This is a genomic window from Streptomyces sp. NPDC001980 (genome assembly GCF_040296885.1).
In the GTDB taxonomy this organism is placed as follows: Bacteria; Actinomycetota; Actinomycetes; order Streptomycetales; family Streptomycetaceae; genus Streptomyces.
Genome location: NZ_JBEOYD010000008.1, coordinates 169,987 through 194,022, shown reverse-complemented (window position 1 = coordinate 194,022; position 24,036 = coordinate 169,987). Strand labels below are relative to the sequence as shown.

The following is a 24,036-nucleotide window of genomic DNA, read 5'->3' as shown; positions in this document are numbered from 1 at the left end:
GTCAGCCGCGCAGCTGCTGGTACGCGGGCAGCGTCAGGAAGTCCGCGTAGTTCTCGTCGAGGGCGACGGTGAGCAGCAGGTCGTGGGCCTGCTGCCAGTGGCCGGCCGCGAAGGCCTCGTCGCCGATCTCCGCGTGGACGGCGCCGAGTTCCTCGGCGGCGATCTTGCGGGCCAGCTCCGGCGTGGCCTTCTCGCCGTTCTCGAACTCGACGCCGGCGTTGATCCACTGCCAGATCTGCGAGCGCGAGATCTCCGCGGTGGCCGCGTCCTCCATGAGGTTGAAGATGGCCACCGCCCCGAGCCCGCGCAGCCACGCCTCGATGTAACGGATGCCCACCTGGACGGCGTTGACCAGACCCGGGTAGGTCGGCTTCGCCTCCAGCGAGTCGACCGCGATCAGGTCGGCGGCCTCGACGTGGACGTCCTCGCGCAGCCGGTTCTTCTGGTTGGGCTTGTTGCCGAGGACCCGGTCGAAGGACTCCATGGCGATCGGGACCAGGTCGGGGTGGGCGACCCAGGAGCCGTCGAAACCGTCGTTCGCCTCGCGGTCCTTGTCGGCGCGGACCTTCTCGAAGGCGACCTTGTTGACCTCGGGGTCGCGGCGGGACGGGATGAAGGCCGCCATGCCGCCGATCGCGTGCGCGCCGCGCTTGTGGCAGGTGCGGACGAGGAGTTCGGTGTACGCCCGCATGAACGGAGCCGTCATGGTGACCGCGTTGCGGTCCGGGAGGACGAACCTGGGCCCGCCGTCACGGAAGTTCTTGACGATGGAGAAGAGGTAGTCCCAGCGCCCGGCGTTCAGCCCCGAGGCGTGGTCGCGCAGTTCGTAGAGGATCTCCTCCATCTCGTACGCGGCCGTGATCGTCTCGATCAGCACGGTGGCGCGGATGGTGCCCTGCGGGATGCCGACGTGGTCCTGAGCGAAGACGAACACGTCGTTCCAGAGCCGGGCTTCGAGGTACGACTCGGTCTTCGGGAGGTAGAAGTACGGTCCCTTGCCGAGGTCGAGCAGCCGCTGCGCGTTGTGGAAGAAGTACAGCCCGAAGTCGACGAAGGCGCCGGGCACCTGCTCGCCGTCGACCTCGACGTGCCGCTCGTTCAGGTGCCAGCCGCGCGGCCGCATGACGACCGTCGCGAGCTGCTCGTCCGGACGCAGGGCGTACGACTTGCCGCTCGCCGGGTCCGTGAAGTCGATGGTCCGGGTGTAGGCGTCGATCAGGTTCAGCTGGCCCAGGACGACGTTCTCCCAGGTCGGGGCGGAGGCGTCCTCGAAGTCGGCGAGCCAGATCCGGGCGCCCGAGTTGAGGGCGTTGATGGTCATCTTGCGGTCGGTGGGACCGGTGATCTCGACCCGGCGGTCGTTCAGCGCCGCGGGGGAGGGGGCCACCTTCCAGGAGTCGTCCGCGCGGACGGCGGCGGTCTCCGGGAGGAAGTCCAGGGTCGAGGTGCGGGCGATCTCGGCGCGGCGCTCGGCGCGGCGGGCGAGGAGTTCGGCACGGCGCGGCGAGAACCGCCGGTGCAGCTCGGCCACGAAGGCGAGCGCCGCGTCGGTGAGGACCTCCTCCTGCCGGGGCAGGGGCTCGGCGTCGACGATGGCCAGCGGAGACGGCGCTGGTGCGGACATGAGCTGTCACTTCCTTCAGCGGTGGCACCGGGTGCCAGTCGTTCCGGGTAGAGCGAAGCGCATCCGCTCAGGGGACGGGCGCTTCTGAACAGTGGATACTAGTTTCCTCATTGTGGAAGTTCAATGGTTTGTTGATGTCGAGATTCTCCGGGTCGAGCGAAGGTGGCGCTCAGTGCCACCCCGTTCACTCAAGGTGGCCCAGGTCCGCCTCCGTGTCGATGTCGTACGGCTCGGCCACGTCCCCGCACTCGACGAGCGTGATCGCCTCCTCGTGGGCCTTGAGGTAGGCGCGGGCGCCCCGGTCCCCGGTCGCGCTCGCGGCGATCCCCGCCCAATGGGCCGACCCGAACAGGACGGGATGGCCGCGCACCCCGTCGTACGCGGCCGACACCAGTGAGTTCCCGTCCCGGTACCCGCCGAGCACCCGCGCCACGGCCGCGCCCCCGATCCCCGGCTGATCCACCAGCGACACCAGGGCGGCCCGCACCCCCGCCCCGGCGAGCGACGCCAGCCCCACCCGCAGCGAGGACCCCATGCCCTCGGCCCAGTCCGGGTTCTCCACGACCACACAGCCGCCGAGCTCGGCCCGCTCCCGCACCTCGTCCGCGCGGGCCCCCAGGACCACGTGCACCGGCCCGCAGCCACCTGCCCGCAGCACCCCGACCGCGTACTCCACCAGCGGCCGCCCCCGGTGCGTCAGCAGCGCCTTGGGCCGCCCGCCGAGCCGGCTGCCACCGCCGGCGGCGAGCAGTAGCCCGGCGATCTGGTCATGCGTGTCCGTCATGCGTCCTGCATACCCGACGCCGGAGCGGGCGGCCGGTTCCGAAGGGCTGAAATTCGGTCCGCGCTGTAGCGCTTTCCGTACGGGAGGGCGTTTACTGACCCGCGTCCCCGGGCGCCCGACCATCGTTCAGGGGCACCTGGCGAGGGGGGGAGAGCTGTGTTGCGGAGCTTGGGACAGAGGCCAGTGACCGGCAGTGACGAGGATCCGAGGGTGACGGAACTACGCACGGCGGTCTCCCGGCTGCGCCGCGAACTGGCCGCGCATCCGGCCGAGTTCCCGGACCGCGCGATAGCCGAGGACGAGCTGGCGGCCCTGGCCGCGATGGTGACGGGCGGCATGCCGGAGATCCCGCGCCTGCGCCGCTCCCTGTTACTGATCGCGGGCGCGATCGGTTCGATGAGCGCACTGTCCCGGGGTTTGTCGGACGTACGTCAGGCGGTGGACCTGTTCGGGGAGACCCCGAGAGCTTGAAGGCGAAGGGCGCGGTTGTTCACCTAGGGGCGCGGGGCTGTATTGATGTGCGGCTCCGCCGCGTGGGCGCGACCAGCCACAACGCGACCCGCACCCGCCCACGGCGAGGCGGGCCCTACCCCTCAGGCCCCCGAACTCACCAATGCCTGAGACAACTCAACAGCCACCTGCTGCAGCACCGGCACGATCTTCTCGACCGCCGCCTCCGTCACCCGCCCCGCAGGCCCGGAGATCGAAATGGCGGCCGCGGTCGGCGAGTCGGGCACGGACACCGCAAGGCACCGCACCCCCACCTCCTGCTCGTTGTCGTCCACGGCGTACCCGAGCTCCCGCACCTCCGCCAGGGCGGCCAGGAACCCCTCCGGAGTGGTGATCGTCTTCTCGGTCGCCGCCGGCATCCCGGTCCGGCCCAGCAGCGCCCGCACCTCGGCGTCCGGCACATTCGCCAGCAACGCCTTCCCCACGCCTGTGGAGTGCGGCAGCACCCGCCGCCCCACCTCGGTGAACATCCTCATCGAATGCTTCGACGGCACCTGCGCCACGTACACGATCTCGTCCCCGTCGAGCAGCGCCATGTTCGCCGTCTCCCCGGTCTCCTCGACCAGCCGCGCGAGGTACGGCCGCGCCCAGGTGCCGAGCAGCCGGGACGCCGACTCGCCGAGCCGGATCAGCCGGGGGCCGAGCGCGTACCGCCGGTTCGGCTGCTGGCGTACATAGCCGCAGGCGACCAGCGTCCGCATCAACCGGTGGATCGTCGGCAACGGCAGCCCGCTGCTCGCGGACAGCTCGCTGAGGCCCACCTCGCCGCCCGCGTCCGCCATCCGCTCCAGCAGATCGAAGGCGCGCTCTAGGGACTGGACGCCGCCGCCGGACTTGGCGGAGTCGGTGGTGCTGGCGCTGGACGTCGGCACGGCGCGTTCCTTTCGGGACTGGCGGGAAGGGCAGAAGCCTACCCGGCAGTCGGTTGACTCCCTGGTCGTACGTAGCTACGTTCTGCTTGCCGGAAGTCTAATTCCGCTTTGTGGAAACGTCCAGAGTGAGTGCTTGCCGGGCCCCGAGATGCAGTGTGCCCTTGACGGCGCGGGAGCGGGAGTGAAGACTCCTTCAACAGAACGTTGAATTCCGTTGCGTGGGTGTAAATCCCGTTTCCTGGAAGTAAAACGGCGGCAGAGAGAGGGGTCCGGGTGTCCGACGCTGAACTGGTGCTGCGCTCGACGCGCGTCATCACCCCGGAGGGGACGCGGGCCGCCTCGGTCGCCGTGTCCGCCGGGACGATCACGGCCGTGCTGTCGTACGACGCCCCCGTCCCGGAGGGTGCCCGTCTGGAGGACTTCGGCGACGACGTCCTGCTGCCCGGCCTGGTCGACACCCATGTGCATGTGAACGACCCGGGCCGCACGGAGTGGGAGGGCTTCTGGACCGCCACCCGCGCGGCGGCGGCCGGCGGCATCACCACCCTGGTCGACATGCCGCTCAACTCCCTCCCGCCGACCACGACCGTCGAGAACCTCCGCGTCAAGCAACAGGTCGCGGCGGACAAGGCGCACATCGACGTCGGCTTCTGGGGCGGCGCGCTGCCCGACAACGTCAAGGACCTGCGCCCGCTGCACGAGGCCGGCGTCTTCGGCTTCAAGGCATTCCTGTCGCCGTCCGGCGTGGACGAGTTCCCGCACCTCGACCAGGAGCAGCTGGCCCGGTCCCTGGCGGAGATCGCCTCCTTCGACGGCCTGCTGATCGTGCACGCCGAGGACCCGCACCACCTGGCGGCCGCCCCGCAGCAGGGCGGCCCGAAGTACGCCGACTTCCTCGCCTCCCGCCCGCGCGACGCGGAGGACACGGCGATCGCCCAGCTGATCGCCCAGGCGAAACGCCTGCATGCGCGCGTGCACGTTTTGCACCTGTCCTCCTCCGACGCGCTGCCGCTGATCGCGGCGGCCAAGGCGGACGGCGTGCGCCTCACCGTCGAGACCTGCCCGCACTACCTCACCCTCACCGCCGAGGAGGTCCCGGACGGCGCCAGCGAGTTCAAGTGCTGCCCGCCCATCCGGGAGGCGGCCAACCGGGACCTGCTCTGGCAGGCGCTGGCCGACGGCACCGTCGACTGCGTGGTCACCGACCACTCGCCCTCCACGGCCGACCTGAAGACGAGCGACTTCGCGACCGCCTGGGGCGGCATCTCCGGCCTCCAGCTCAGCCTCGCCGCCGTGTGGACGGAAGCCCGTCGGCGCGGCCACGGTCTCGAGGACGTGGTCCGCTGGATGTCGGCCCGTACGGCCGCGCTCGTCGGCCTCGACGACCGCAAGGGCGCCATCGCGGCGGGCCGGGACGCCGACTTCGCCGTCCTCGCGCCCGACGAGACCTTCACCGTGGACCCGGCGGGCCTGCAGCACCGCAACCGGGTCACCGCGTACGCGGGCAAGACCCTCCACGGCGTCGTGCGGTCCACCTGGCTGCGCGGCGAACGCATCGTCGCGGACGGCGAGTTCACGCCCCCGAAGGGCCACCTCCTCACCCGCACCCCCTGACCTCCACGTCCCCCCCCGCACCCGCAACGGCCGACACCGAAAGGAACACCTTTGACGGCGATCCCGACCTTCACCGGCGACGCGCTCCCCTACTCCGGCGGCGACCCGTACGCGGACTACCGCACCGGCGACTTCCCCTTCACCCAGTACGTCGACCTCGCCGACCGGCAGCTCGGTGCCGGGGTCATCGCCGCCAACGACGAGTTCTTCGCCCAGCGGGAGAACCTGCTGGTGCCGGGGCGGGCCGAGTTCGACCCCGAGCACTTCGGGCACAAGGGCAAGATCATGGACGGCTGGGAGACGCGCCGCCGCCGTGGGGTCTCGGCCCACCACCCCTGGCCCACCGCCGAGGACCACGACTGGGCGCTGGTCCGGCTCGGCGCAGCCGGCGTCGTCCGCGGGATCGTCGTCGACACGGCCCACTTCCGCGGCAACTACCCGCAGGCGGTGTCCGTCGAGGGCACGTCGGTCGCCGGCGCGCCGTCCCCGGCGGAACTCCTCGGCGACGACGTGAAGTGGACGACCCTCGTCCCCCGCACCCCCGTCGGCGGCCACGCGGCGAACGGCTTCACCGTCTCCGTCGAACAGCGCTTCACCCACCTCCGCGTCAACCAGCACCCCGACGGCGGCATCGCGCGCCTGCGCGTGTACGGCGAGGTCGTCCCGGACCCCGAGTGGCTGGCCGTGCTCGGCACCTTCGACGTGGCCGCCCTGGAGAACGGCGGCCGGGCGGAGGATGCCTCCAACCTCTTCTACTCACCCGCGACCAACACCATCCAGCCCGGCCGCTCCCGCAAGATGGACGACGGCTGGGAGACGCGCCGGCGCCGCGACCAGGGCAACGACTGGATCCGGTACCGGCTCGCCGCCCAGTCCCAGATCCGGGCGATCGAGATCGACACGGCATACCTGAAGGGCAACAGCGCGGGCTGGGCGTCCGTGTCGGTACGGGACGGCGAGGACGGCGACTGGCGCGAGATCCTGCCGCGGACCCGCCTCCAGCCGGACACGAACCACCGCTTCGTCCTGCCGACGCCCGCGGTCGGCACGCACGCGCGCGTGGACATCTTCCCGGACGGCGGTATCTCCCGCCTGCGGTTGTTCGGCTCGCCGACGCAAGCGGGAGCAGCGGCCCTGACCACAAGGCATCGCGAACTGTCCTGACACCCTGTCGCCCACCCACCCGACTCGGCTCCTCGGAAAGCGAACTCGAAGAACAACGACAGGGTGGGACTGCATGAGGAGGTCGGGTCCTGTCGCAGGGCCGGTCGCGGGGCGGGTGTGTTTCGGCGCCCGGTCGCGGTCTCCGTGCAGGTGCCCCGCCCCGCGCGGGGGATCGGTGGGGTCCGGGAGTGGGACGGTCTTCGGGGGCGGCGGGTCTTGGCTTTTGGGGCCTCGCTTCTCAGATGACCGAGTCGGGTGGTGGGTGGGCGGAGGGAACCGCTGGGCCGTCGGCTACGTTCTTCTGCCGTGACCCTTCAGCAAGAAATCGTCGGCAACGCCATGCAGATGGCGGTCGTCAACCTGCACCCCGGCCAGACCGTGTACTGCGAGGCCGGCAAGTTCCTGTTCAAGACGACGAACGTGACCATGGAGACCCGGCTCAGCGGTCCGAACGGCGGCGGCCAGCAGCAGGGCGGCGGCGGTGGCGGCATGGGCGGCATGCTGCGCCAGGCCATGGGCACCGCCATGCAGGTCGGCCAGCGCATGATCGCCGGCGAGTCGCTGGCGTTCCAGTACTTCAGCGCACAGGGCGGTGAAGGCACCGTCGGCTTCGCCGGCGTGCTCCCCGGCGAGATGCGCGCCCTGGAGCTGAACGGCACGCGTGCGTGGTTCGCCGAGAAGGACGCCTTCGTGGCGGCCGAGTCCACCGTCGAGTTCGGCATCGCCTTCCAGGGCGGGCGCACCGGCATGAGCGGCGGCGAGGGCTTCATCCTGGAGAAGTTCACCGGCCACGGCACCGTGATCATCGCCGGCGCGGGCAACTTCATCGACCTGAACCCCGCCGACTTCGGCGGCCGCATCGAGGTCGACACGGGCTGCGTCGTCGCCTTCGAGGAGGGCATCCAGTACGGCGTCCAGCGCGTCGGCGGCCTCAACCGCCAGGGCCTCATGAACGCCGTCTTCGGCGGCGAGGGCCTCTCCCTGGCCACCCTGGAGGGCAACGGCCGGGTGATCCTGCAGTCCCTCACCATCGAGAGCCTCGCCAACGCCCTGAAGAAGGCCCAGGGCGGCGACAAGCAGGGGCCGACCGGCGGACTGTTCTCGACGCACGCGGGGTGAGGGCACACCGGAGACCGGCCGACCGATGAGTTGCCGGTGCCTCAGGGGTCTGAGCTGATGACAACGGACCCCGCCCCAGGAAGCAGGCACCGCCATGGGCAAGCTCGTCTCCACCATGTTCGTCACCCTCGACGGCGTCTACCAGGCGCCCGGCGGCCCCGAGGAGGACCCCGGCGGGGGCTTCACCCACGGCGGCTGGAGCTTCACGTACGGCGACGAGGACTTCGGCCGGTTCGTCGCGGAGGTCTTCGAGCGGGCCGGCGCCTTCCTGCTCGGCCGCCGTACGTACGACATCTTCGCGTCCTACTGGCCGAAGATCACCGACCCCGGCAACCCGATCGCGGCCAGGCTCAACGCCCTCCCGAAGTACGTCCCGTCCGCGACCCTGACCGACCCCGCCTGGTCCGGCACCACGGTCCTCGCCGGTGACCTCGCCAAGGAGGTCGCCGCCCTCAAGGAGCGCACCGACGGCGAGCTCCAGGTGCACGGCAGCGGCGCCCTGGTCCGCTCCCTGCTGGACCTCGGCCTCGTCGACACCCTCCACCTCGTGACCTTCCCGGTCGTGCTCGGCTCCGGCCGCCGGTTCTTCCAGGAGGGCGCCCTGCCGACGAAGTTCCGGCACACCGGCGGGCGGATCACCACGGCGGGCGTCTCCATCCAGTCGTACGACCTCGCGGGCCGCCCCGACTACGGCTCGTACATCGCCGAGCAGAACGCCTGACCGTCTCGCCGCCCAGGTTAACTCCCTGAAAACTCAGAGGACTTGGCGGCAAATTCTTCAGACTTGTCATTGACATGCCACACTCTACGCGCGTCATCATGGAGCCATGAGATTCCCCCCACGAATCACCCGCATCGGCGCCGCGGGCGCCCTGCTGTCCGCCCTCCTCGTCGGCGGCACCGTCTCCGCCGCCACGGCGGACGCCGCTGCCACCTCGGTCGGCAGTATCTGCTACAGCGACCTGCCGTCGCAGGCGTACGACACGCTCGACCTGATCGCGTCGGGCGGTCCGTTCCCGTACTCGCAGGACGGGACGGTCTTCCGCAACCAGGAGGGCGTGCTGCCGAGCGAGCCCAGCGGTTATTACCACGAGTACACCGTGAAGACGCCCGGTTCCTCCACGCGCGGTGCGCGGCGCATCATCACCGGCGAGGAGTACCAGGAGGACTACTACACGGCGGACCACTACGTCACGTTCGACCTGATCGACTTCGACTGCTGAGCGGCTTCCCCACCTGAGCCGGCAGGCCGAGGAGATCACGGTCCGCTGAGGAACGGCGCGACCCGCCGGAGGTCCGGTCCACGCCCGTCCGGACCTCCGGCCCCGGCGGTGGCGGACGGCGTGACCGCCCGCACGGCGACGGCGAAGAATCCGAGTGGTTCGAGCGACTGCCCCACTGCCAGGGGCCTCGTCCCGCGGTCCTCCCCCCCCACGTTGTTGACCGCGGGACGTGGCCCCGCCTGCTCGATGTCAGCGCGCAGGCCTGTGCAGTGCCCGGTCCGCCTCGCCCCCCTTCCGCCGCTCCTGACTACATCGCCGTTGCCGCTGGGCGTTCCGCCCGGTGATTCTCTTCCTCCGCGTCCCGGTCGACGCACTTCGCCAGGCAGCGGGTACGAGAGAGCGTGACAACGCCGTACGAGAGCAGGGCGACCCCGAAAAGGGCCGGAAGGAGCCACATGCCGTGGCGCGGTGACTCCGCGTACAGGGTGACTCCGAGGCAGAAGCTGACCACGGCATCGCCAAGGGTGAGCGCCGGCTGGGAGGCGATGAGGGGGCCTCCCTGCATGGCGTAGCCCAGCAGGATGATGGAGAACGAGCCGACGAGGGCGAAGCCGTAGGTCTGCCACGCGAGGAAGAACGCGGTGGCTCCGTGCCGGGACAGGATGTGCATCGCGGACTTCACCAGGGCTGCCGTGAGCGCGTTGCCGACGGCGGCGGCCGCGGCCAGGCAGGCCGCGCGCGCCAGGCCGTGCGGGCGTCGCAGGCCGAAGAGGACGAGCGCGGCCCCGACCGCGCCCGCGGCGGCGATCGTGGGTATCCACCACATGCCCGGGACCTGGTCTCGGCCGCCGGAGGGAGCGGCCGAGAAGAGGCTGATCGCCAGCCCCGCGAAGATGGCGACGACGCACCCCCACGCCTTCCGGGAGACCTGGACCCGGAACACGAGGCTGCCGAAGACGAGTGCGAGCGGCAGTTCGAGGATGAAGACAGGCTGGACGGCGGCCAGGGTCCCGTAGCTGAGCGCGAGTGCCTGGAACAGGGCCGAGCCGATGACTCCGAGAATTCCGCCGAGCCAGACGGGACTGCGCAGCAGGTTCCCGACGAGGCCGAGGGGGGAGTGCGATTCGGGTGTGGTCGTGGCGGCACGTCGCTGCAGGACCGTGCCCCATGCGTTGCTGCAGGCCGCAAGCACGGCACAGGTCATCGCGACAATCATGTCGATCGCATCGCTTCCGGACTGTCGGCCGCGTTCCGCGGACGTGGCGTCACGGCCCCGGAGGTGCCCCGGGCCGGACGGTCCGGATGCGGTGCACGACCGGGAACGGCGAAAGTACGAGCGGCACACTCGTCTTTCAAGTGTCTGGCCGGAGTGCTGGGCAGGCGAACGGTGACGCCTTCTTCGCCGTCGGCGTCACCGTACCCGGCGGGCCGGGTGTCAGGCCCGGTGGTACTGGACGGGCGAGCCGACGCTGCCACCGAGCTGGTCGGCGGCGTGCCGGGCCCAGTAGGGGTTGCGCAGGAGTTCCCGGGCCAGCAGGACCGCGTCGGCGCTGCCGGAGGCGATGATCTCGTCGGCCTGCGCGGGCTCGGTGATCATGCCTACGGCGGCGACGGGCATGCCGGTCTCGTTGCGGACGCGGTCGGCGAAGGGGACCTGGTAACCCGGGCCGCTCGTGATCTTCGCGTCGGGGACGATACCGCCGGTGGAGATGTCCATCAGATCGACGCCGTGCGCCAGCAGTTCCCCGGCGAAGCGGACGGTGTCGTCGGCGGTCCAGCCCGTCCGGCCGTCCTCGGGGTTCTCCGACAGCCAGTCGGTTGCGGAGATGCGGAAGAACACCGGCAGATCCTCGGGCCACACGGCGCGTACGGCGTCGACGACCTCCAGGGCGAAGCGGATCCGGCCCTCGAAGGAACCGCCGTACTCGTCGGTGCGACGGTTGCTCTGCGGGGAGAGGAACTGGTGGATCAGGTAGCCGTGGGCACCGTGGATCTCGGCGATCCGGAAACCGGCCGCGAGAGCGCGTACGGCGGCGTCGGCGAACTGCTGGACGATTCTGCGGATGCCCTCCGTGGTCAGTTCCTCGGGCACCGTCGACGTCTCGTCGAAGGCCACCGCGCTGGGGCCCACCGGCGTCCAGCCACGGGGCTCGTCCGGGGCGATCGAACGCCCGCGGTCGACCCAGGTGCGCTCGGTCGACGCCTTGCGCCCCGCGTGCGCCAGCTGGATCCCGGGGACCGTGCCCTGCGACGTGAGGAACGCGGTGATCCGCCGGAAGGCGGCCACCTGCTCGTCGTTCCAGATGCCGAGGTCGTAGGGGGAGATCCGGCCCTCGGGGCTGACGGCCGCGGCCTCGGTGATGATCAGGCCGGTGCCCCCGGCGGCGCGTGCGGCCAGGTGGGTGAAGTGCCAGTCCGTCGGTACGCCGGCCGCTTCACCGTCGGGCTCGGCGCTGTACTGGCACATCGCCGCCATCCAGATGCGGTTGGGGATCGTCAGCGACTTGAGGTCGAAAGGGGTGAAGAGCGGGTTCAACGCGCGACTCCTTGGCAGGTCTGTGGACGGGTGCCGTGCGTCGGGGCCATCGGGGGCGGCCTCCGCGCGGGACACGGGAGTCATAATTGCATGCGCGGGTATTTTATTTCCGCTCACTGTCGGCGTCCGCATATACCTTGCTCCGGCTCACCCCCGACCGGACCTCCGGCTCCCCGCGGCCGCGAACAGCGCGCACGCCAGCACGATCAGCGCGACGCTCGCGTAGACGCCGTAGCCGTCGAGGAAGCCGAGTCGTTGCAGGAGGCCCACCCGCCAGTGGGCGAACTCGTGCAGCAGCCCCAGCACGCCCTGTACCAGAGCGACGAATCCGAGCAGTTCCAACAACTGTTTCACGGTACGACCCTCGCCCCGCGGCCTTCTCCCGCGCCATCGGCCGTGGGGCGAGCCGTGCCCGCCGGAAGACTGTCCGCACGCGCGCGTGGCGCACCGAAAGTCCACACGGGCACAACTTTGGTCGACGATCCCGTGCACGAGTAGGTGTCACGGGCCGGTCCTGCGTAGATTTGTCGACCGTGAGCGGTGACATCTCGATACGGACGTTCGAGGGGCGGCGGTGGCTGTTCCCCTCCGCCGTGATCCATGAACTCGACCCCGAAGCCGGTCCGGCCGGCCGTCGGCCCCGGCGCACCGCGCGCGACTGGCTCGTCGACTTCAGCTGTTTCCTGCTGGCCGTCCTCCTCGGCGTGGCCGCCGCCAACACGATGCGCCAGGACCCGAACGTCTCGCACGGCCTCGCCGCCGCCGACCAGCTGGTCGGCGGGCTGGCCTGTGCCGCGGTCTGGCTGCGCCGCCGCTGGCCGACAGGCCTGGCCATCGCCATGATCCCGGTCGGCTTCGTCTCCGACACCGCCGGCGGCGCCGCCATGGTCGCGCTGTTCACGCTCGCCGTGCACCGCCCGTTCCGGCACGTCGCCTGGATCACCGGCGTCAACCTCGCGCTGGTCCCGCTCTTCTACTGGCTGCGCCCCGACCCCGACCTGCCCTACCTGGCCATCGTCATCCTGGTCGTGCTCCTCAGCCTCCTGGTCGTCAGCCTCGGCATGTTCGTGCGTTCCAAGCGGCAGCTGATGGTCAGCCTGCGCGACCGGGCCCGGCGGGCCGAGACCGAGGCCGGGCTGCGCGCCGAGCGGGCCCAGCGGCTGGCCCGGGAGTCCATCGCCCGCGAGATGCACGACGTCCTCGCCCACCGGCTGACCCTGCTCAGCGTGCACGCCGGGGCGCTGGAGTTCCGGCCCGACGCACCCCGGGAGGAGATCGCCCGGGCGGCCGGGGTCATCCGGGAGAGCGCCCACGAGGCCCTCCAGGACCTGCGCGAGATCATCGGCGTGCTGCGCGCGGCCGACGGCGACGAGGCGGGCGGCCGGCCGCAGCCGACCCTGGCCGCGCTGGACTCCCTGGTCGCCGAATCACGGGGAGCCGGCATGAAGGTGGTGCTGGACAACCACGTCGGCGACCCGGCCGCCGTCCCCGCCTCCGTCGGCCGCACCGCCTACCGGATCGCCCAGGAGGGCCTCACCAACGCCCGCAAGCACGCCCCCGGCGCCGAGGTCACCGTCAGCGTCACCGGCGCCCCCGGCGACGGCCTGGACATCACCGTGCACAACCCCGCCCCCGCGACCGAGGCCCCGCACGTCCCCGGCTCCGGCCAGGGCCTGATCGGCCTGACCGAACGCGCGACCCTTGCCGGGGGACGGCTGGAGCACCGGGCCACGGGCGACGGCGGCTTCGAGGTGCGGGCCTGGCTGCCCTGGGCCGCCGCCGCACCGGCCGCTTGACGACCAGGAGACGGCCACGTGGCAACGTGTCCGCGTGATTACGTAGGAGCCATGACCGCGATCAGACTGCTGCTCGTCGACGACGATCCGCTGGTGCGGGCGGGGCTCGCCCTCATGATGGGCGGGGCCGGGGACATCGAGATCGTCGGGGAGGGCGCCGACGGCGACGAGGTCGAGGCGCTCGTGGACCGCACCCACCCGGACGTCGTCCTGATGGACATCCGGATGCCGTCCGTGGACGGACTCACCGCCACCGAGCGGCTGCGCGCGCGTGCCGACGCCCCGCAGGTCGTCGTCCTGACCACCTTCCACGCCGACGAACACGTGCTGCACGCCCTGCGCGCGGGAGCCGCCGGGTTCGTCCTCAAGGACACCCCGCCCGCCGAGATCGTCGCCGCGGTGCGCCGGGTCGCGGCCGGCGACCCCGTGCTGTCGCCCGCCGTCACCCGGCAGCTGATGGCGCACGCGGCCGGCACCCGGGCCGACACCCGGCAGGCACGCGCGCGTGACCGGCTCGCCGCCCTCAACGACCGCGAGCGCGAGGTCGCCGTCGCGGTCGGCCGGGGCCTCGCCAACGCCGAGATCGCCACCGGCCTCTTCATGAGCGTCGCCACCGTCAAGACCCACGTCTCCCGCATCCTTGCCAAGCTCGGCCTCAACAACCGCGTCCAGATCGCCCTGCTGGCGTACGACGCGGGACTGCTGGAGGAATAGGCGCCCGTGCGGCACCTGTGGGGCGGCCCGTGCGTTCTCCGGATACGGGACGGCCTCGGGGACCTCCTGAAGGGGGAGCAGAGCATGCAGGTGACCGACCTCGGCGAGTACGGCGACGGTCTGCGCACGGACCCGCACACGGTGTACGCACGGCTGCGCGAGCGCGGCCCGGTGCACCGGGTGCGGTGGCCCCTTCCCGACCAGTACCACGAGACCTGGCTGGTCGTGGGCTACGAGGAGGCGCGCGCGGCGCTCGCCGACCCCAGGCTGGCCAAGGACACCGAGAGGATCGGCTTCCAGTTCCTCGACGAGGAGCTGATCGGCAAGTACCTGCTGGTCGCCGATCCGCCCCAGCACACCAGGCTGCGCGGTCTGATCACGCGCGCGTTCACCGCCCGCCGGGTGGCCGGACTTGAGCCGAGAATCCAGGAGATCACCGACCACCTGCTCGACGAGATGCTCCCGCGCGGCCGCGCCGACCTCGTCGACGCCCTCGCCTACCCGCTGCCGATCACGGTGATCAGCGAACTGCTCGGCGTTCCCGAGCTGGACCGCGCGCGGTTCCGGAAGCTGTCGAACGAGGTGGTCGCGTCCAGCCACCCGGGCAGCGAGTACGACGCCTTCGTCGCGCTCGCCGACTATCTGGCGGAGCTCATCGAGGACAAGCGCTGCGCCGGCCCGAGCGGCGACCTGCTCAGCGACCTGATCCGGACCACCGCCGAGGACGGCGACCGGCTCTCCGCCGGGGAACTGCGCGGCATGGCCTTCGTCCTGCTGATCGCCGGCCACGAGACCACCGTCAACCTCATCGGCAACGGCGTCCTCGCCCTGCTCACCCATCCCGACCAACTGGCCGCCCTGCGCGCCGACATGAGCCTCCTGGACGGCGCGGTCGAGGAGACCCTGCGCTGGGAGGGCCCGGTGGAGAACGCCACGTACCGGTACGCCGCCGAGCCCCTGGAGATCGCGGGCACCGCCATCGGCCGGGGCGACCCGGTGATGATCAGCCTCGCCGGTGCCGACCGCGACGGTGACCGCTTCCCCGAGCCCGGCCGGTTCGACATCCGCCGCGACCACCGCGGCCACCTCGCCTTCGGCCACGGCATCCACTACTGCCTGGGCGCGCCCCTGGCCCGTCTGGAGGGGCGGATCGCCCTGCGCAGCCTCCTGGAGCGCGCCCCGGACCTCGCCCTGGACGGCCCGCACGGGCAGTGGCTGCCGGGCACCCTGATGAGAGGGGTGCGCAGCCTCCCGGTGCGCTGGTAGCCGCGTGCCTCGGCCGCACGCCGCGGCCGAGGCCGGTCAGGCAGGTCGGGTCGGTCGGGCCGGGCGGGCCGGTCAGACAGGTCGGGCAGGGTCGGGCCGCTCAGGCCGGCCGGGCCGGGATCTCCGCGAGCGCCACCGGTCTGCGCTCGTGCCGGGAGATCTCGCAGGCCTCGGCGATCCGCAGCGCCTGCAGCGCCTCGCGCCCGTCGCAGGGGTTGGCCAGCTGGCCCCGCACCACGTCCACGAAGGCGCACAGCTCGGCCTCGTAGGCGGGCCCGAACCGCTCCAGGAAGCCGGGCCACGGCTTGTCCGCGGGCGGCGGCCCGGTCGGCTCGGTCGAGGCCACCGGCGTACGGTCGTCCAGGCCGACCACCACGGTGTCCCGCTCGCCGGCCAGCTCCATCCGCACGTCGTACCCGGCGCCGTTCAGCCGGGTCGCGGTCGCCGTGGCCAGCGTGCCGTCGTCCAGGGTGAGCACCGCCGCGGCCGTGTCGACGTCACCGGCCTCGCGGAACATCGCGGGCCCCGCGTCCGAGCCGGTCGCGTACACGTCCACGACCTCGTGGCCGGTCACCCAGCGCAGCACGTCGAAGTCGTGGATCAGGGTGTCCCGGAACAGCCCGCCGGACAGCGGCAGCCACTCCGGCGGGGGCGGGGACTGGTCGGAGGTCAGCGCCCGTACGGTGTGCAGCCGCCCGAGCCGGCCCGAGCGCACGGCCTCCCGCGCACCGGCGTACCCCTTGTCGAAGCGCCGCTGGAAGCCCATCTGCAGCACCGTCCCGGCCTTCTCCACCTCCGCCAGGGCCTGCAGCGTGCCCGGCAGGTCGAGGGCGATCGGCTTCTCGCAGAAGACCGGCAGCCCGGAGCGGGCCGCCCGGCCGATCAGGTCGGCGTGGGCCGAGGTGGCGGCGGTGATCACCACGGCGTCCACGCCCCACCTGAAGATCTCGTCCGTCCCGGGCGCCGCCGTCTCCCCGAGCCGGTGCGCCAGATCCAGGGCCCGCTGGGGATCCACGTCCGTGAGGATCAGCGATCCGACCTCGCGATTACGGCTGAGCGTGTTCGCGTGAATGGTGCCGATGCGGCCCGTCCCGATGACCCCGATGCGCATGGGAACAAGGTGCTGGTGCACCCCGCGCGCTGTCAATCCGTATGTCCGGACAATCGAACTACACAACTTCCCGTCAACCCGTCACGGGGATACGCTCGGCCCCGTGCCGAAACCAGATGTGGACCCGACCGTGACGCTCGACCTCAGTGTGGACCGGAGCTCCCCGGTGCCGTTGTACTTCCAGCTCGCCCAGCAGCTGGAAGCGGCGATCGAGCACGGCTCGCTCACCCCCGGCAGCCTGCTGGGCAACGAGATCGAGCTCGCCGCACGGCTCGGCCTGTCCCGCCCGACGGTCCGCCAGGCCATCCAGTCCCTCGTGGACAAGGGTCTGCTCGTCCGCCGCCGGGGTGTCGGCACCCAGGTCGTGCACAGCCAGGTCAAGCGCCCGCTGGAACTCAGCAGCCTCTACGACGACCTGGAGTCGGCCGGCCAGCGCCCCGCGACGAACGTGCTGGTCAACACCGTCGTCCCGGCGTCCGCCGAGGTCGCGGCCGCGCTCGGGGTCGCCGAGGGCGCCGAGGTGCACCGCATCGAACGGCTGCGGCTGGCACACGGCGAGCCGATGGCCTACCTGACCAACTACCTGCCGCCCGGCCTGCTCGACCTGGACACCGCCCAGCTGGAGGCCACCGGCCTGTACCGCCTCATGCGGACCGCCGGGATCACCCTGCACAGCGCCCGCCAGTCCATCGGCGCGCGCGGCGCCACGGCCGCCGAGGCGGACCGGCTCACCGAGCCGGAGGGCGCCCCGCTGCTCACCATGCAGCGCACCACGTACGACGACACCGGCCGTGCCGTCGAGTTCGGCGACCACATCTACCGCCCGACCCGCTACTCCTTCGAGTTCCAGCTGCTCGTACGGTCCTGACGGCGACACCGTTCTGGTCGTAATGTCCGGACAATATGACCCCGGGTGGGCATCGCGATGGCCGCGTGTGGTGGGGGACAGCTGACTCGGCAGCGGGCAGGGGCAGCGACCTGAACGGTCTACGCCACGAACTGCAGCGAGGTCAGGGGCGCGGGTCTGTATAGATTTGCCGCTCCGCCGCGTGGGCGCGACCAGCCCCACGCACCCGCACCCGGCAACGGCGCCGCACCCGTTCCTTATCTCCCCCGAACGGCACTACGCGCACGCGTACGGCAGAATCGAGCCCGATGAGCACCTACCGCGACCTCACCGCCCCCATCGGCTCCCGCCGAGCCCCGGTCCTGCGAACCGTCGGCACCAGGGAGCGCCGGTCCCACCTGACGGCCCCCCGCGTGCCCACGGTCGGCATCGACATCGGCGGCACCAAGGTCATGGCGGGCGTCGTGGACGCCGACGGCAACATCCTGGAGAAGCTCCGCACGGAGACCCCGGACAAGTCCAAGAGCCCGAAGGTCGTCGAGGACACGATCGTCGAACTGGTCCTGGACCTGTCCGACCGGCACGACGTGCACGCGGTGGGCATCGGCGCCGCCGGCTGGGTCGACGCCGACCGCAACCGCGTGCTGTTCGCCCCCCATCTGTCGTGGCGGAACGAGCCGCTGCGCGACCGCCTCGCCGGCCGGCTCGCCGTGCCCGTCCTCGTCGACAACGACGCCAACGCCGCCGCCTGGGCCGAGTGGCGGTTCGGCGCCGGCCGCGGCGAGGACCACCTGGTCATGATCACGCTCGGCACCGGCATCGGCGGCGCGATCCTGGAGGACGGCCAGGTCAAGCGCGGCAAGTACGGCGTCGCCGGTGAGTTCGGCCACATGCAGGTGGTGCCCGGCGGTCACCGCTGCCCGTGCGGCAACCGCGGCTGCTGGGAGCAGTACAGCTCCGGCAACGCGCTGGTCCGCGAGGCCAAGGAGCTCGCCGCGGCCGACTCCCCGGTGGCGTACGGGATCATCGAGCACGTCAAGGGCAACATCAACGAGATCTCCGGCCCGATGATCACCGAGCTGGCCCGCGAGGGCGACGCGATGTGCATCGAGCTGCTCCAGGACATCGGCCAGTGGCTCGGCGTCGGCATCGCCAACCTCGCCGCCGCCCTCGACCCCTCCTGCTTCGTGATCGGCGGTGGCGTCAGCGCCGCCGACGACCTGCTCATCGGCCCCGCGCGGGACGCGTTCAAGCGTCAGCTGACCGGCCGCGGCTACCGCCCCGAGGCCCGGATCGCGCGCGCCCAGCTGGGCCCCGAGGCCGGCATGGTCGGCGCCGCCGACCTCGCCCGCCTGGTCGCCCGCCGGTTCCGGCGCGCCAAGCGGCGCCGGGTCGAGCGGTACGAGCGCTACGAGCGGTTCGCGGAGGCCCGCCGAACCCGGGACACCGCATGACCGCTTCGCTGCCCCGTCAGGCCGCGTCCCCGGAGGAACCGCAGCGCCCGCCCGAGACCCCGGGGCACAAGGCCAAGCGAAGAGCGCTGACGCTGCTGATCATCGTGCTGCTCATCGGCGTACCGGCCGGCTATCTCGTGATCTCCGCCAACCAGAGCCGCAACAGCGGCAAGGACAAGGAGTCCAAGTACTCCGCGACCGGCCTCACCGAGGGCTGGCCGTCGAAGGTGCAGCGGCGCCTCTACCAGGTGCCGGTCCCGCACCCGGCCGACCGGATCGCGTACTACGAGACGAACAACTGGAAGACCAGCCGCCTCTACGTCCAGTTCCGCACCAACAGCGCCGGACTGGACAGCTTCCTGGAGGGCATGGGCGTCAACCGGGACGCGCTCAAGAAGGACGACATCAGCATCAGCTCCCGCGATCAGAAGATCACCGGCTGGACGTTCACCGGCCCCGGACCCTGGTCGGGCCTGACGCACAAGCAGAAGAACCCGGCGCCCACCCAGGACGTGGTCGTGAACACGGCCGACCCGAACTACCCGATGATCTACGTCGTCTCCCGTACCGTGCCGTAGCGGCGGCCCCCCGGCCGGTCGCCGGGGCCGACTGTCAGACCCCGCCCGTACAGTCGAAGACGTCTGATCCGACAGGTGGGCGGGAGGTGGCAGAACGTATGGGCGGCACGACGGCCGAGGCCGACGCGGACGTACCGGTGCGCCTGGCGGCGGTCTACCTGCCCGCCGACCTCCCCCGCCAGGGCCGCATCGCCTTCTGGGACCCCGAGGGCGACCCGCTGCCCGCCGCCGCGACCGAGGAGCTGACGGTCGTACGACGGCACGGCGCCACCGGTGTCCGCCGCCGGCAGGTGCCCGCACTCACCCTGCCGCTCGCCGCCGCCCTCCCGCTGCTCGTCCGGGCCCGCCGCGACCCGGCCGCCCACCCCGCCACCGCCTGCTGGGGCGCGGCCGCCCTGCACGCGCTGCGGCTCGCCGCCCGCGGCCGGCTGCTGCCCGGCCTGACCCCGGCAGGTCACGACGCCTGGCGGGCCGGCCCCCTGGAGCCGGCCGACATCGCCCACCTGCGCGCGGTGGCCGCCGCCCTGCCCGTCGAGGGCCACGCCGTCCCGCTGCCCGGCCCCGGCCCGCTCCTGCTGCCCCAGCCGGAAGCGCTGGTCCGCTCCTTCCTGGACGCCGTCGCCGACACCCTGCCCCGCACCCCGGCCGCCTCGCACACCGCGGGCCGGCCCTTCGCCGCCCGAGAAGCCCAGCGGCTGCCCGACGCCCAGGAGTGGGCCGCGGAGGTCGCGGCCGGCATGGACGCGGGCGTGCGGATCTCGCTGCGCCTCGACCTGTCGGCGTACGACCTGTTCGACGACGGGGAGGGCGCGCACCGCGCGGGCGCGGCGATCGTCCAGGTGCACAGCCTGGCCGACCCCACCCTGGTGACCGACGCGGCGACGCTGTGGTCGGGGGCCTCCGACGCCGCCTTCGGTCCCCGCGCGCGCGTGGACGCGGCGCTGGCCGTACGCCGGGCCGCGCGGGTGTGGCCGCCGCTGGACCGCCTGGCGGAGCAGGACGTGCCGGACGTGCTCGCGCTCTCCGAGGAGGAGCTGGGGCAGTTGCTCGGGGTGGCGGCGACCAGGCTCGCGGCGGCCGGGGTCGCCGTGCACTGGCCCCGGGACCTGGCCCAGGACCTGACCGCGGCGGCCGTGGTCCGGCCCGCTCCCGGCTCGGCGACCGACGGCACGGGCTTCTTCGAGAGCGAGGAACTGCTCCAGTTCCGCTGGCAGCTGGCCCTCGGCGGCGACCCGCTCAGCGACGCCGAGATGGACGCCCTCGCCGAGGCCCACCGCCCGGTCGTACGGCTGCGGGACCGCTGGGTGCTCGTCGACCCCGCCCTGGTCCGCAAGGCGCGCAGGCGCGAACTCGGCCTGCTCGACCCGGTCGACGCGCTCTCCGTGGCGCTCACCGGCGAGGCCGAGGTGGACGGCGAGCGGGTCGAGGCGGTCCCCGTCGGCGTCCTCGCGGCCCTGCGCGACCGCCTCACCGCCGGCATCCAGCCGGCCGAGCCGCCCGACGGTCTGCACGCCACCCTGCGCGACTACCAGCTCCGGGGCCTGGCCTGGCTCGACCTGATGACCTCCCTCGGCCTCGGCGGCTGCCTCGCCGACGACATGGGCCTCGGCAAGACGATCACCGTCATCGCCCTGCACCTGAAGCGGGCCCGCACCGAGCCGACCCTGGTGGTCTGCCCGGCCTCGCTGCTCGGCAACTGGCAGCGGGAGATCGCCCGGTTCGCGCCCGGCGTCCCGGTCCGCCGCTTCCACGGCCCCGACCGCACCCTGGACGGCCTCGACGGCGGCTTCGTCCTCACCACGTACGGCACCATGCGCGCCACCGCGGCCAGGCTCGCCGAACAGCCCTGGGGCATGGTCGTCGCCGACGAGGCACAGCACGTCAAGAACCCCTACTCGGCCACCGCGAAAGCCCTGCGCACCATCCCCACCCCCGCGCGCGTGGCCCTCACCGGCACCCCCGTGGAGAACAACCTCTCCGAGCTCTGGGCCCTCCTCGACTGGACCACCCCCGGACTCCTCGGCCCGCTCAAGTCCTTCCGCGCCCGGCACGCGCGCGCCGTCGAGAACGGTGAGGACGAGCAGGCGGTGGGCCGGCTGGCCCGCCTGGTCCGCCCCTTCCTGCTGCGCCGCAAGAAGTCCGACCCCGGGATCGTCCCCGAACTCCCGCCCAAGACGGAGACCGACCACCCCGTCCCGCTCACCCGCGAGCAGGCCGCGCTCTACGAGGCGGTGGTGCGCGAGTCGCTGCTCACCATCGAGACGGCGGACGGCATCGCGCGCCGCGGCCTGGTGCTCAAGCTCCTCGGCGCCCTGAAGCAGATCTGTGACCACCCCGGGCTGTATCTCAAGGAGGAGCCCCGCATCGAGGGCCTGGCCGCCCGCTCCGGCAAACTCACCCTGCTCGACGAGCTGTTGGACACCGTGCTCGCCGAGGACGGCTCGGCGCTCGTCTTCACGCAGTACGTGGGCATGGCCCGCATGATCACCGCACACCTCGAGGCCCGCGCGGTCCCGGTCGACCTGCTGCACGGCGGCACCCCGGTGCCGGAGCGGGAGCGCATGGTGGACCGCTTCCAGAGTGGTGCCACCCCGGTCCTCGTGCTGTCCCTGAAGGCCGCGGGCACCGGCCTCAACCTCACCCGGGCCGGCCATGTCGTCCACTTCGACCGCTGGTGGAACCCGGCGGTGGAGGAACAGGCCACCGACCGCGCGTACCGCATCGGCCAGACCCAGCCGGTCCAGGTGCACCGCCTGGTCACCGAGGGCACCGTCGAGGACCGCATCGCCGAGATGCTGGAGGCGAAGCGGGCCCTCGCCGACGCGATCCTCGGCTCCGGCGAGGCCGCCCTGACCGAGCTGACGGACCGCGAGCTGTCCGACCTGGTGTCGTTGCGGAGGACGTCATGAGCGGCGCGGGTGAGCAGCGGCCCGGGGACGCGGCACGGCGTGCGTTGCGGGCGGCGCGGGGGCGCGGGCCGGAGACCGGGGGCGACGGGGTGGCTCCGGACGGGGGAGAGGGAGAACGGGCGGAGCGGGTGCCGAGGCTGGGGGACGCTGCGCGTCTGGCGCTGCGGGTGACCGCCGCCGCGAAGGAGACGGAGAGGCGGGACGCCGAGCCCGAGGCCGGTGTGGTTGCCGAGCAGGCCGAGCAGGCTGCCGAGCGGGTCGACCAGGCCGACACCGGCGCGTCCACTGCCGTCCGGCCGGGCAGCCGTCCCGGTGACGTCGCGAGGGAGGCGCTGCGTGCGGCGCGCGCGGAGGCGAGGCGGGCTGAGGAGGCGGCTGCGGCGGAGGCTCCGGAACAGTCCCCGGCCCGCCCGGTACGGCGACAGCCCTCGCCGTCGCCCTCGCCGGCCCCGGCGTCCGCGGCTCGCGGTCGCACCGCCCGTGACCTGAAGCAGTTCCTGGCGACCGCGTTCCGGATGCCGAGGGACGAGGCAGAGCCGGAAACCTCCGAGCCCGCGCCCGAGCCCGACTCCGTGGCCGTCACCGACCCCCCGGAGCCGGATCCCCCGGCTCCCGCACCCATCGCCACCCCCCACCTCCCGCGCACCATGGCCACCCCCCACCGCGACACCGAACTCCGCCGCACCTTCCCCTCCCTCCCGCCCCGTACCTCCGCTGCCGCCTCCGACTTCGCCGCGACCTGGTGGGGCAACGCCTGGGTGCGGGCGCTGGAAGAGGGCGCGCTGGACGTGAAGCGGCTGGCGCGGGGACGCGGTTACGCCGAGCGCGGGCACGTGGACGCCATCACCGTGACCCCGGGACTGGTCCTGGCCTACGTGCAGGGGAGCCGGCCCCGGCCGTACCGCGTGCAGCTGCGGCTGCGGACCTTCGGCGAGGACGAGTGGGAGCGGCTGCTGGAGGCCGCCGCCGACCGGCCCGCCGACATCGCCGCGCTGCTCGACAAGGAGCTGCCGCAGACCCTCGCCGACAGCGGGGTTCCGCTGCTGCCGGGGCCCGGTGAGCTCGAACCCCGGTGCAGCTGCCCGGACTTCGGTCACCCCTGCAAGCACGCGGCCGCCCTCTGCTACCAGACCGCGCGGCTGCTGGACGCCGACCCGTTCGTGCTGCTTCTGCTGCGCGGTCGCGGCGAGCGCGAGGTGCTGGACGCGCTGTCCCGGCGCAACGCCGCCCGCGCGGCCCGGGAGCGGCGGCCGGCCGCGCTGCCGGGCGTCCGGGCCACCGAGGCCCTCGTGCCGCGTCAACTCCCGCCGCTGCCACCTCCGTTGCCGGTTCCGGCGCATCCCGAGCAGCCGCCGGTGTATCCGGGGGTGCCCGGCGGCCCGGACCCGTTCGCGCTGGACCAGCTGGCCACCGACGCGGCGGCCCGCGCCCACGCCCTGCTCGCCACCGGACACGACCCGGTCGGCGACCTGACCCTCTGGCAGGACGCGGTGCGGCTCGCCGCGGCCCGCCCCGGATCCGGCCTCACCGCGTCCACCCGCGCCCTCTACGCCACGCTCGCGGACGCCGTCGGCCGTACCCCGGGCGACCTGGCGCGCGCGGTCGCCGCCTGGCGGCAGGGCGGCCTTGAGGGGCTGGCGGTACTGGAAGAGCCCTGGGACCCGCCGGCCGGCCGCTTCGACCGGGCCCGGCCGCTGCTGCTCGCCGCCGACCTCCCGGCCTTCCGGCCGTGGCACAACCATCTCACCCACCCCGGCGGCCACCTCCAGCTCCGCTTCGGCCGCGACGGCCTCTGGTACGCCTACGAGTCGGAGCCGGGCCACGACGACTGGTGGCCCAGAGGCACCCCCGACCTGGACCCGGTGGGCGCACTGACCGGCCTCGGCGCAGCGGAGGACTTCTAGGCCCGCCGCCC

At 72.6% G+C, this 24,036-nt stretch carries 21 protein-coding genes; 14 read left to right on the top strand and 7 right to left on the bottom strand.

Going from position 1 to position 24,036, the window contains the following annotated elements; translation table 11 throughout:
* Position 1: 1 nt before the first annotated feature.
* The gene (aceB, locus tag ABT137_RS14940) at positions 2-1,624 is read right to left on the bottom strand and encodes a malate synthase A (RefSeq protein ID WP_351707978.1); all 1,623 of its coding nucleotides are present in this window, start codon (positions 1,622-1,624) and stop codon (positions 2-4) included.
* Positions 1,625-1,808: 184 nt separating this feature from the next.
* Entirely contained in the window at positions 1,809-2,408 is a 600-nt protein-coding gene (locus ABT137_RS14935; RefSeq protein WP_351707975.1) for a nucleotidyltransferase family protein, read from the bottom strand.
* A gap of 156 nt (positions 2,409-2,564) precedes the next feature.
* Here ABT137_RS14935 and ABT137_RS14930 point away from each other — a divergent pair, with 156 nt between their 5' ends.
* Positions 2,565-2,879 carry a DUF5955 family protein gene (locus ABT137_RS14930; protein ID WP_351707972.1) on the top strand — a complete coding sequence of 105 codons (315 nt, stop codon included), beginning with the start codon at positions 2,565-2,567 and terminating at the stop codon, positions 2,877-2,879.
* Positions 2,880-3,001: 122 nt separating this feature from the next.
* Here ABT137_RS14930 and ABT137_RS14925 read toward each other — a convergent pair whose 3' ends face one another.
* Positions 3,002-3,790, bottom strand: coding sequence for an IclR family transcriptional regulator (locus ABT137_RS14925; protein ID WP_351707969.1), 789 nt, complete (start codon positions 3,788-3,790; stop codon positions 3,002-3,004).
* A 273-nt stretch (positions 3,791-4,063) separates the two neighbouring features.
* Between ABT137_RS14925 and allB the strand changes: the two genes are divergently transcribed.
* From allB to ABT137_RS14900, 5 genes are all read left to right on the top strand, one after another.
* Positions 4,064-5,404 carry an allantoinase AllB gene (allB, locus tag ABT137_RS14920; RefSeq protein ID WP_351707966.1) on the top strand — a complete coding sequence of 447 codons (1,341 nt, stop codon included), beginning with the start codon at positions 4,064-4,066 and terminating at the stop codon, positions 5,402-5,404.
* A gap of 51 nt (positions 5,405-5,455) precedes the next feature.
* Positions 5,456-6,568 carry an allantoicase gene (gene alc / locus ABT137_RS14915; protein ID WP_351707964.1) on the top strand — a complete coding sequence of 371 codons (1,113 nt, stop codon included), beginning with the start codon at positions 5,456-5,458 and terminating at the stop codon, positions 6,566-6,568.
* A gap of 306 nt (positions 6,569-6,874) precedes the next feature.
* The gene (locus tag ABT137_RS14910) at positions 6,875-7,687 is read left to right on the top strand and encodes an AIM24 family protein (RefSeq protein WP_351707961.1); all 813 of its coding nucleotides are present in this window, start codon (positions 6,875-6,877) and stop codon (positions 7,685-7,687) included.
* A 94-nt stretch (positions 7,688-7,781) separates the two neighbouring features.
* Entirely contained in the window at positions 7,782-8,408 is a 627-nt protein-coding gene (locus ABT137_RS14905; RefSeq protein ID WP_351707958.1) for a dihydrofolate reductase family protein, read from the top strand.
* 106 nt (positions 8,409-8,514) lie between these two features.
* Positions 8,515-8,910 carry a ribonuclease domain-containing protein gene (locus tag ABT137_RS14900; protein ID WP_351707955.1) on the top strand — a complete coding sequence of 132 codons (396 nt, stop codon included), beginning with the start codon at positions 8,515-8,517 and terminating at the stop codon, positions 8,908-8,910.
* A 307-nt stretch (positions 8,911-9,217) separates the two neighbouring features.
* Here the strand turns inward: ABT137_RS14900 and ABT137_RS14895 are convergent, their stop codons facing one another.
* The 3 genes from ABT137_RS14895 to ABT137_RS14885 all read right to left on the bottom strand — a co-directional run bounded on the left by ABT137_RS14895 (position 9,218) and on the right by ABT137_RS14885 (position 11,800).
* Complete coding sequence (locus tag ABT137_RS14895) at positions 9,218-10,114, bottom strand: DMT family transporter (RefSeq protein ID WP_351707952.1); 897 nt, start codon at positions 10,112-10,114, stop codon at positions 9,218-9,220.
* A gap of 231 nt (positions 10,115-10,345) precedes the next feature.
* Positions 10,346-11,446 carry an NADH:flavin oxidoreductase/NADH oxidase gene (locus ABT137_RS14890; RefSeq protein ID WP_351707949.1) on the bottom strand — a complete coding sequence of 367 codons (1,101 nt, stop codon included), beginning with the start codon at positions 11,444-11,446 and terminating at the stop codon, positions 10,346-10,348.
* 147 nt (positions 11,447-11,593) lie between these two features.
* The gene (locus tag ABT137_RS14885) at positions 11,594-11,800 is read right to left on the bottom strand and encodes a hypothetical protein (protein ID WP_351707946.1); all 207 of its coding nucleotides are present in this window, start codon (positions 11,798-11,800) and stop codon (positions 11,594-11,596) included.
* Between the two features lie 170 nt (positions 11,801-11,970).
* Here ABT137_RS14885 and ABT137_RS14880 point away from each other — a divergent pair, with 170 nt between their 5' ends.
* From ABT137_RS14880 to ABT137_RS14870, 3 genes are all read left to right on the top strand, one after another.
* Positions 11,971-13,242 carry a sensor histidine kinase gene (locus ABT137_RS14880; RefSeq protein WP_351707943.1) on the top strand — a complete coding sequence of 424 codons (1,272 nt, stop codon included), beginning with the start codon at positions 11,971-11,973 and terminating at the stop codon, positions 13,240-13,242.
* 51 nt (positions 13,243-13,293) lie between these two features.
* Positions 13,294-13,956, top strand: coding sequence for a response regulator (locus ABT137_RS14875; protein ID WP_351707940.1), 663 nt, complete (start codon positions 13,294-13,296; stop codon positions 13,954-13,956).
* Between the two features lie 84 nt (positions 13,957-14,040).
* Positions 14,041-15,222: a cytochrome P450 family protein gene (locus ABT137_RS14870; RefSeq protein WP_351707937.1), complete on the top strand. Its 1,182-nt coding sequence runs from the start codon at positions 14,041-14,043 to the stop codon at positions 15,220-15,222.
* Positions 15,223-15,322: 100 nt separating this feature from the next.
* Here the strand turns inward: ABT137_RS14870 and ABT137_RS14865 are convergent, their stop codons facing one another.
* The gene (locus ABT137_RS14865; RefSeq protein ID WP_351707934.1) at positions 15,323-16,333 is read right to left on the bottom strand and encodes a Gfo/Idh/MocA family protein; all 1,011 of its coding nucleotides are present in this window, start codon (positions 16,331-16,333) and stop codon (positions 15,323-15,325) included.
* 130 nt (positions 16,334-16,463) lie between these two features.
* Here ABT137_RS14865 and ABT137_RS14860 point away from each other — a divergent pair, with 130 nt between their 5' ends.
* The 5 genes from ABT137_RS14860 to ABT137_RS14840 all read left to right on the top strand — a co-directional run bounded on the left by ABT137_RS14860 (position 16,464) and on the right by ABT137_RS14840 (position 24,025).
* Entirely contained in the window at positions 16,464-17,201 is a 738-nt protein-coding gene (locus ABT137_RS14860) for a GntR family transcriptional regulator (RefSeq protein WP_351708393.1), read from the top strand.
* Positions 17,202-17,488: 287 nt separating this feature from the next.
* Positions 17,489-18,634: an ROK family glucokinase gene (locus ABT137_RS14855; RefSeq protein WP_351707931.1), complete on the top strand. Its 1,146-nt coding sequence runs from the start codon at positions 17,489-17,491 to the stop codon at positions 18,632-18,634.
* Positions 18,631-19,212, top strand: a complete 582-nt coding sequence (locus tag ABT137_RS14850; RefSeq protein ID WP_351707928.1) for a sugar kinase — start codon at positions 18,631-18,633, stop codon at positions 19,210-19,212. Before ABT137_RS14855 ends, ABT137_RS14850 begins: the two co-directional genes overlap by 4 nt.
* Positions 19,213-19,310: 98 nt before the next feature.
* Positions 19,311-22,121 (top strand): SCO1167/SCO6262 family helicase, encoded by a 2,811-nt coding sequence (locus tag ABT137_RS14845; protein WP_351708390.1) that lies wholly within the window; start codon positions 19,311-19,313, stop codon positions 22,119-22,121.
* Positions 22,118-24,025 (top strand): SWIM zinc finger family protein, encoded by a 1,908-nt coding sequence (locus ABT137_RS14840; protein WP_351707925.1) that lies wholly within the window; start codon positions 22,118-22,120, stop codon positions 24,023-24,025. The genes ABT137_RS14845 and ABT137_RS14840 overlap by 4 nt, the downstream gene beginning before the upstream one ends.
* Positions 24,026-24,036: the final 11 nt, after the last annotated feature.

What these genes read in the sequence shown, in the direction of transcription:
- aceB (WP_351707978.1), bottom strand. Translation starts at nt 1,624, where the DNA reads ATGTCCGCACCAGCGCCGTCTCCGCTGGCCATCGTCGACGCCGAGCCC.
- ABT137_RS14935 (WP_351707975.1), bottom strand. Translation starts at nt 2,408, where the DNA reads ATGACGGACACGCATGACCAGATCGCCGGGCTACTGCTCGCCGCCGGC.
- ABT137_RS14905 (WP_351707958.1), top strand. Translation starts at nt 7,782, where the DNA reads ATGGGCAAGCTCGTCTCCACCATGTTCGTCACCCTCGACGGCGTCTAC.
- ABT137_RS14900 (WP_351707955.1), top strand. Translation starts at nt 8,515, where the DNA reads ATGAGATTCCCCCCACGAATCACCCGCATCGGCGCCGCGGGCGCCCTG.
- ABT137_RS14895 (WP_351707952.1), bottom strand. Translation starts at nt 10,114, where the DNA reads ATGACCTGTGCCGTGCTTGCGGCCTGCAGCAACGCATGGGGCACGGTC.
- ABT137_RS14875 (WP_351707940.1), top strand. Translation starts at nt 13,294, where the DNA reads ATGACCGCGATCAGACTGCTGCTCGTCGACGACGATCCGCTGGTGCGG.
- ABT137_RS14870 (WP_351707937.1), top strand. Translation starts at nt 14,041, where the DNA reads ATGCAGGTGACCGACCTCGGCGAGTACGGCGACGGTCTGCGCACGGAC.
- ABT137_RS14865 (WP_351707934.1), bottom strand. Translation starts at nt 16,333, where the DNA reads ATGCGCATCGGGGTCATCGGGACGGGCCGCATCGGCACCATTCACGCG.
- ABT137_RS14855 (WP_351707931.1), top strand. Translation starts at nt 17,489, where the DNA reads ATGAGCACCTACCGCGACCTCACCGCCCCCATCGGCTCCCGCCGAGCC.
- ABT137_RS14850 (WP_351707928.1), top strand. Translation starts at nt 18,631, where the DNA reads ATGACCGCTTCGCTGCCCCGTCAGGCCGCGTCCCCGGAGGAACCGCAG.
- ABT137_RS14845 (WP_351708390.1), top strand. Translation starts at nt 19,311, where the DNA reads ATGGGCGGCACGACGGCCGAGGCCGACGCGGACGTACCGGTGCGCCTG.
- ABT137_RS14840 (WP_351707925.1), top strand. Translation starts at nt 22,118, where the DNA reads ATGAGCGGCGCGGGTGAGCAGCGGCCCGGGGACGCGGCACGGCGTGCG.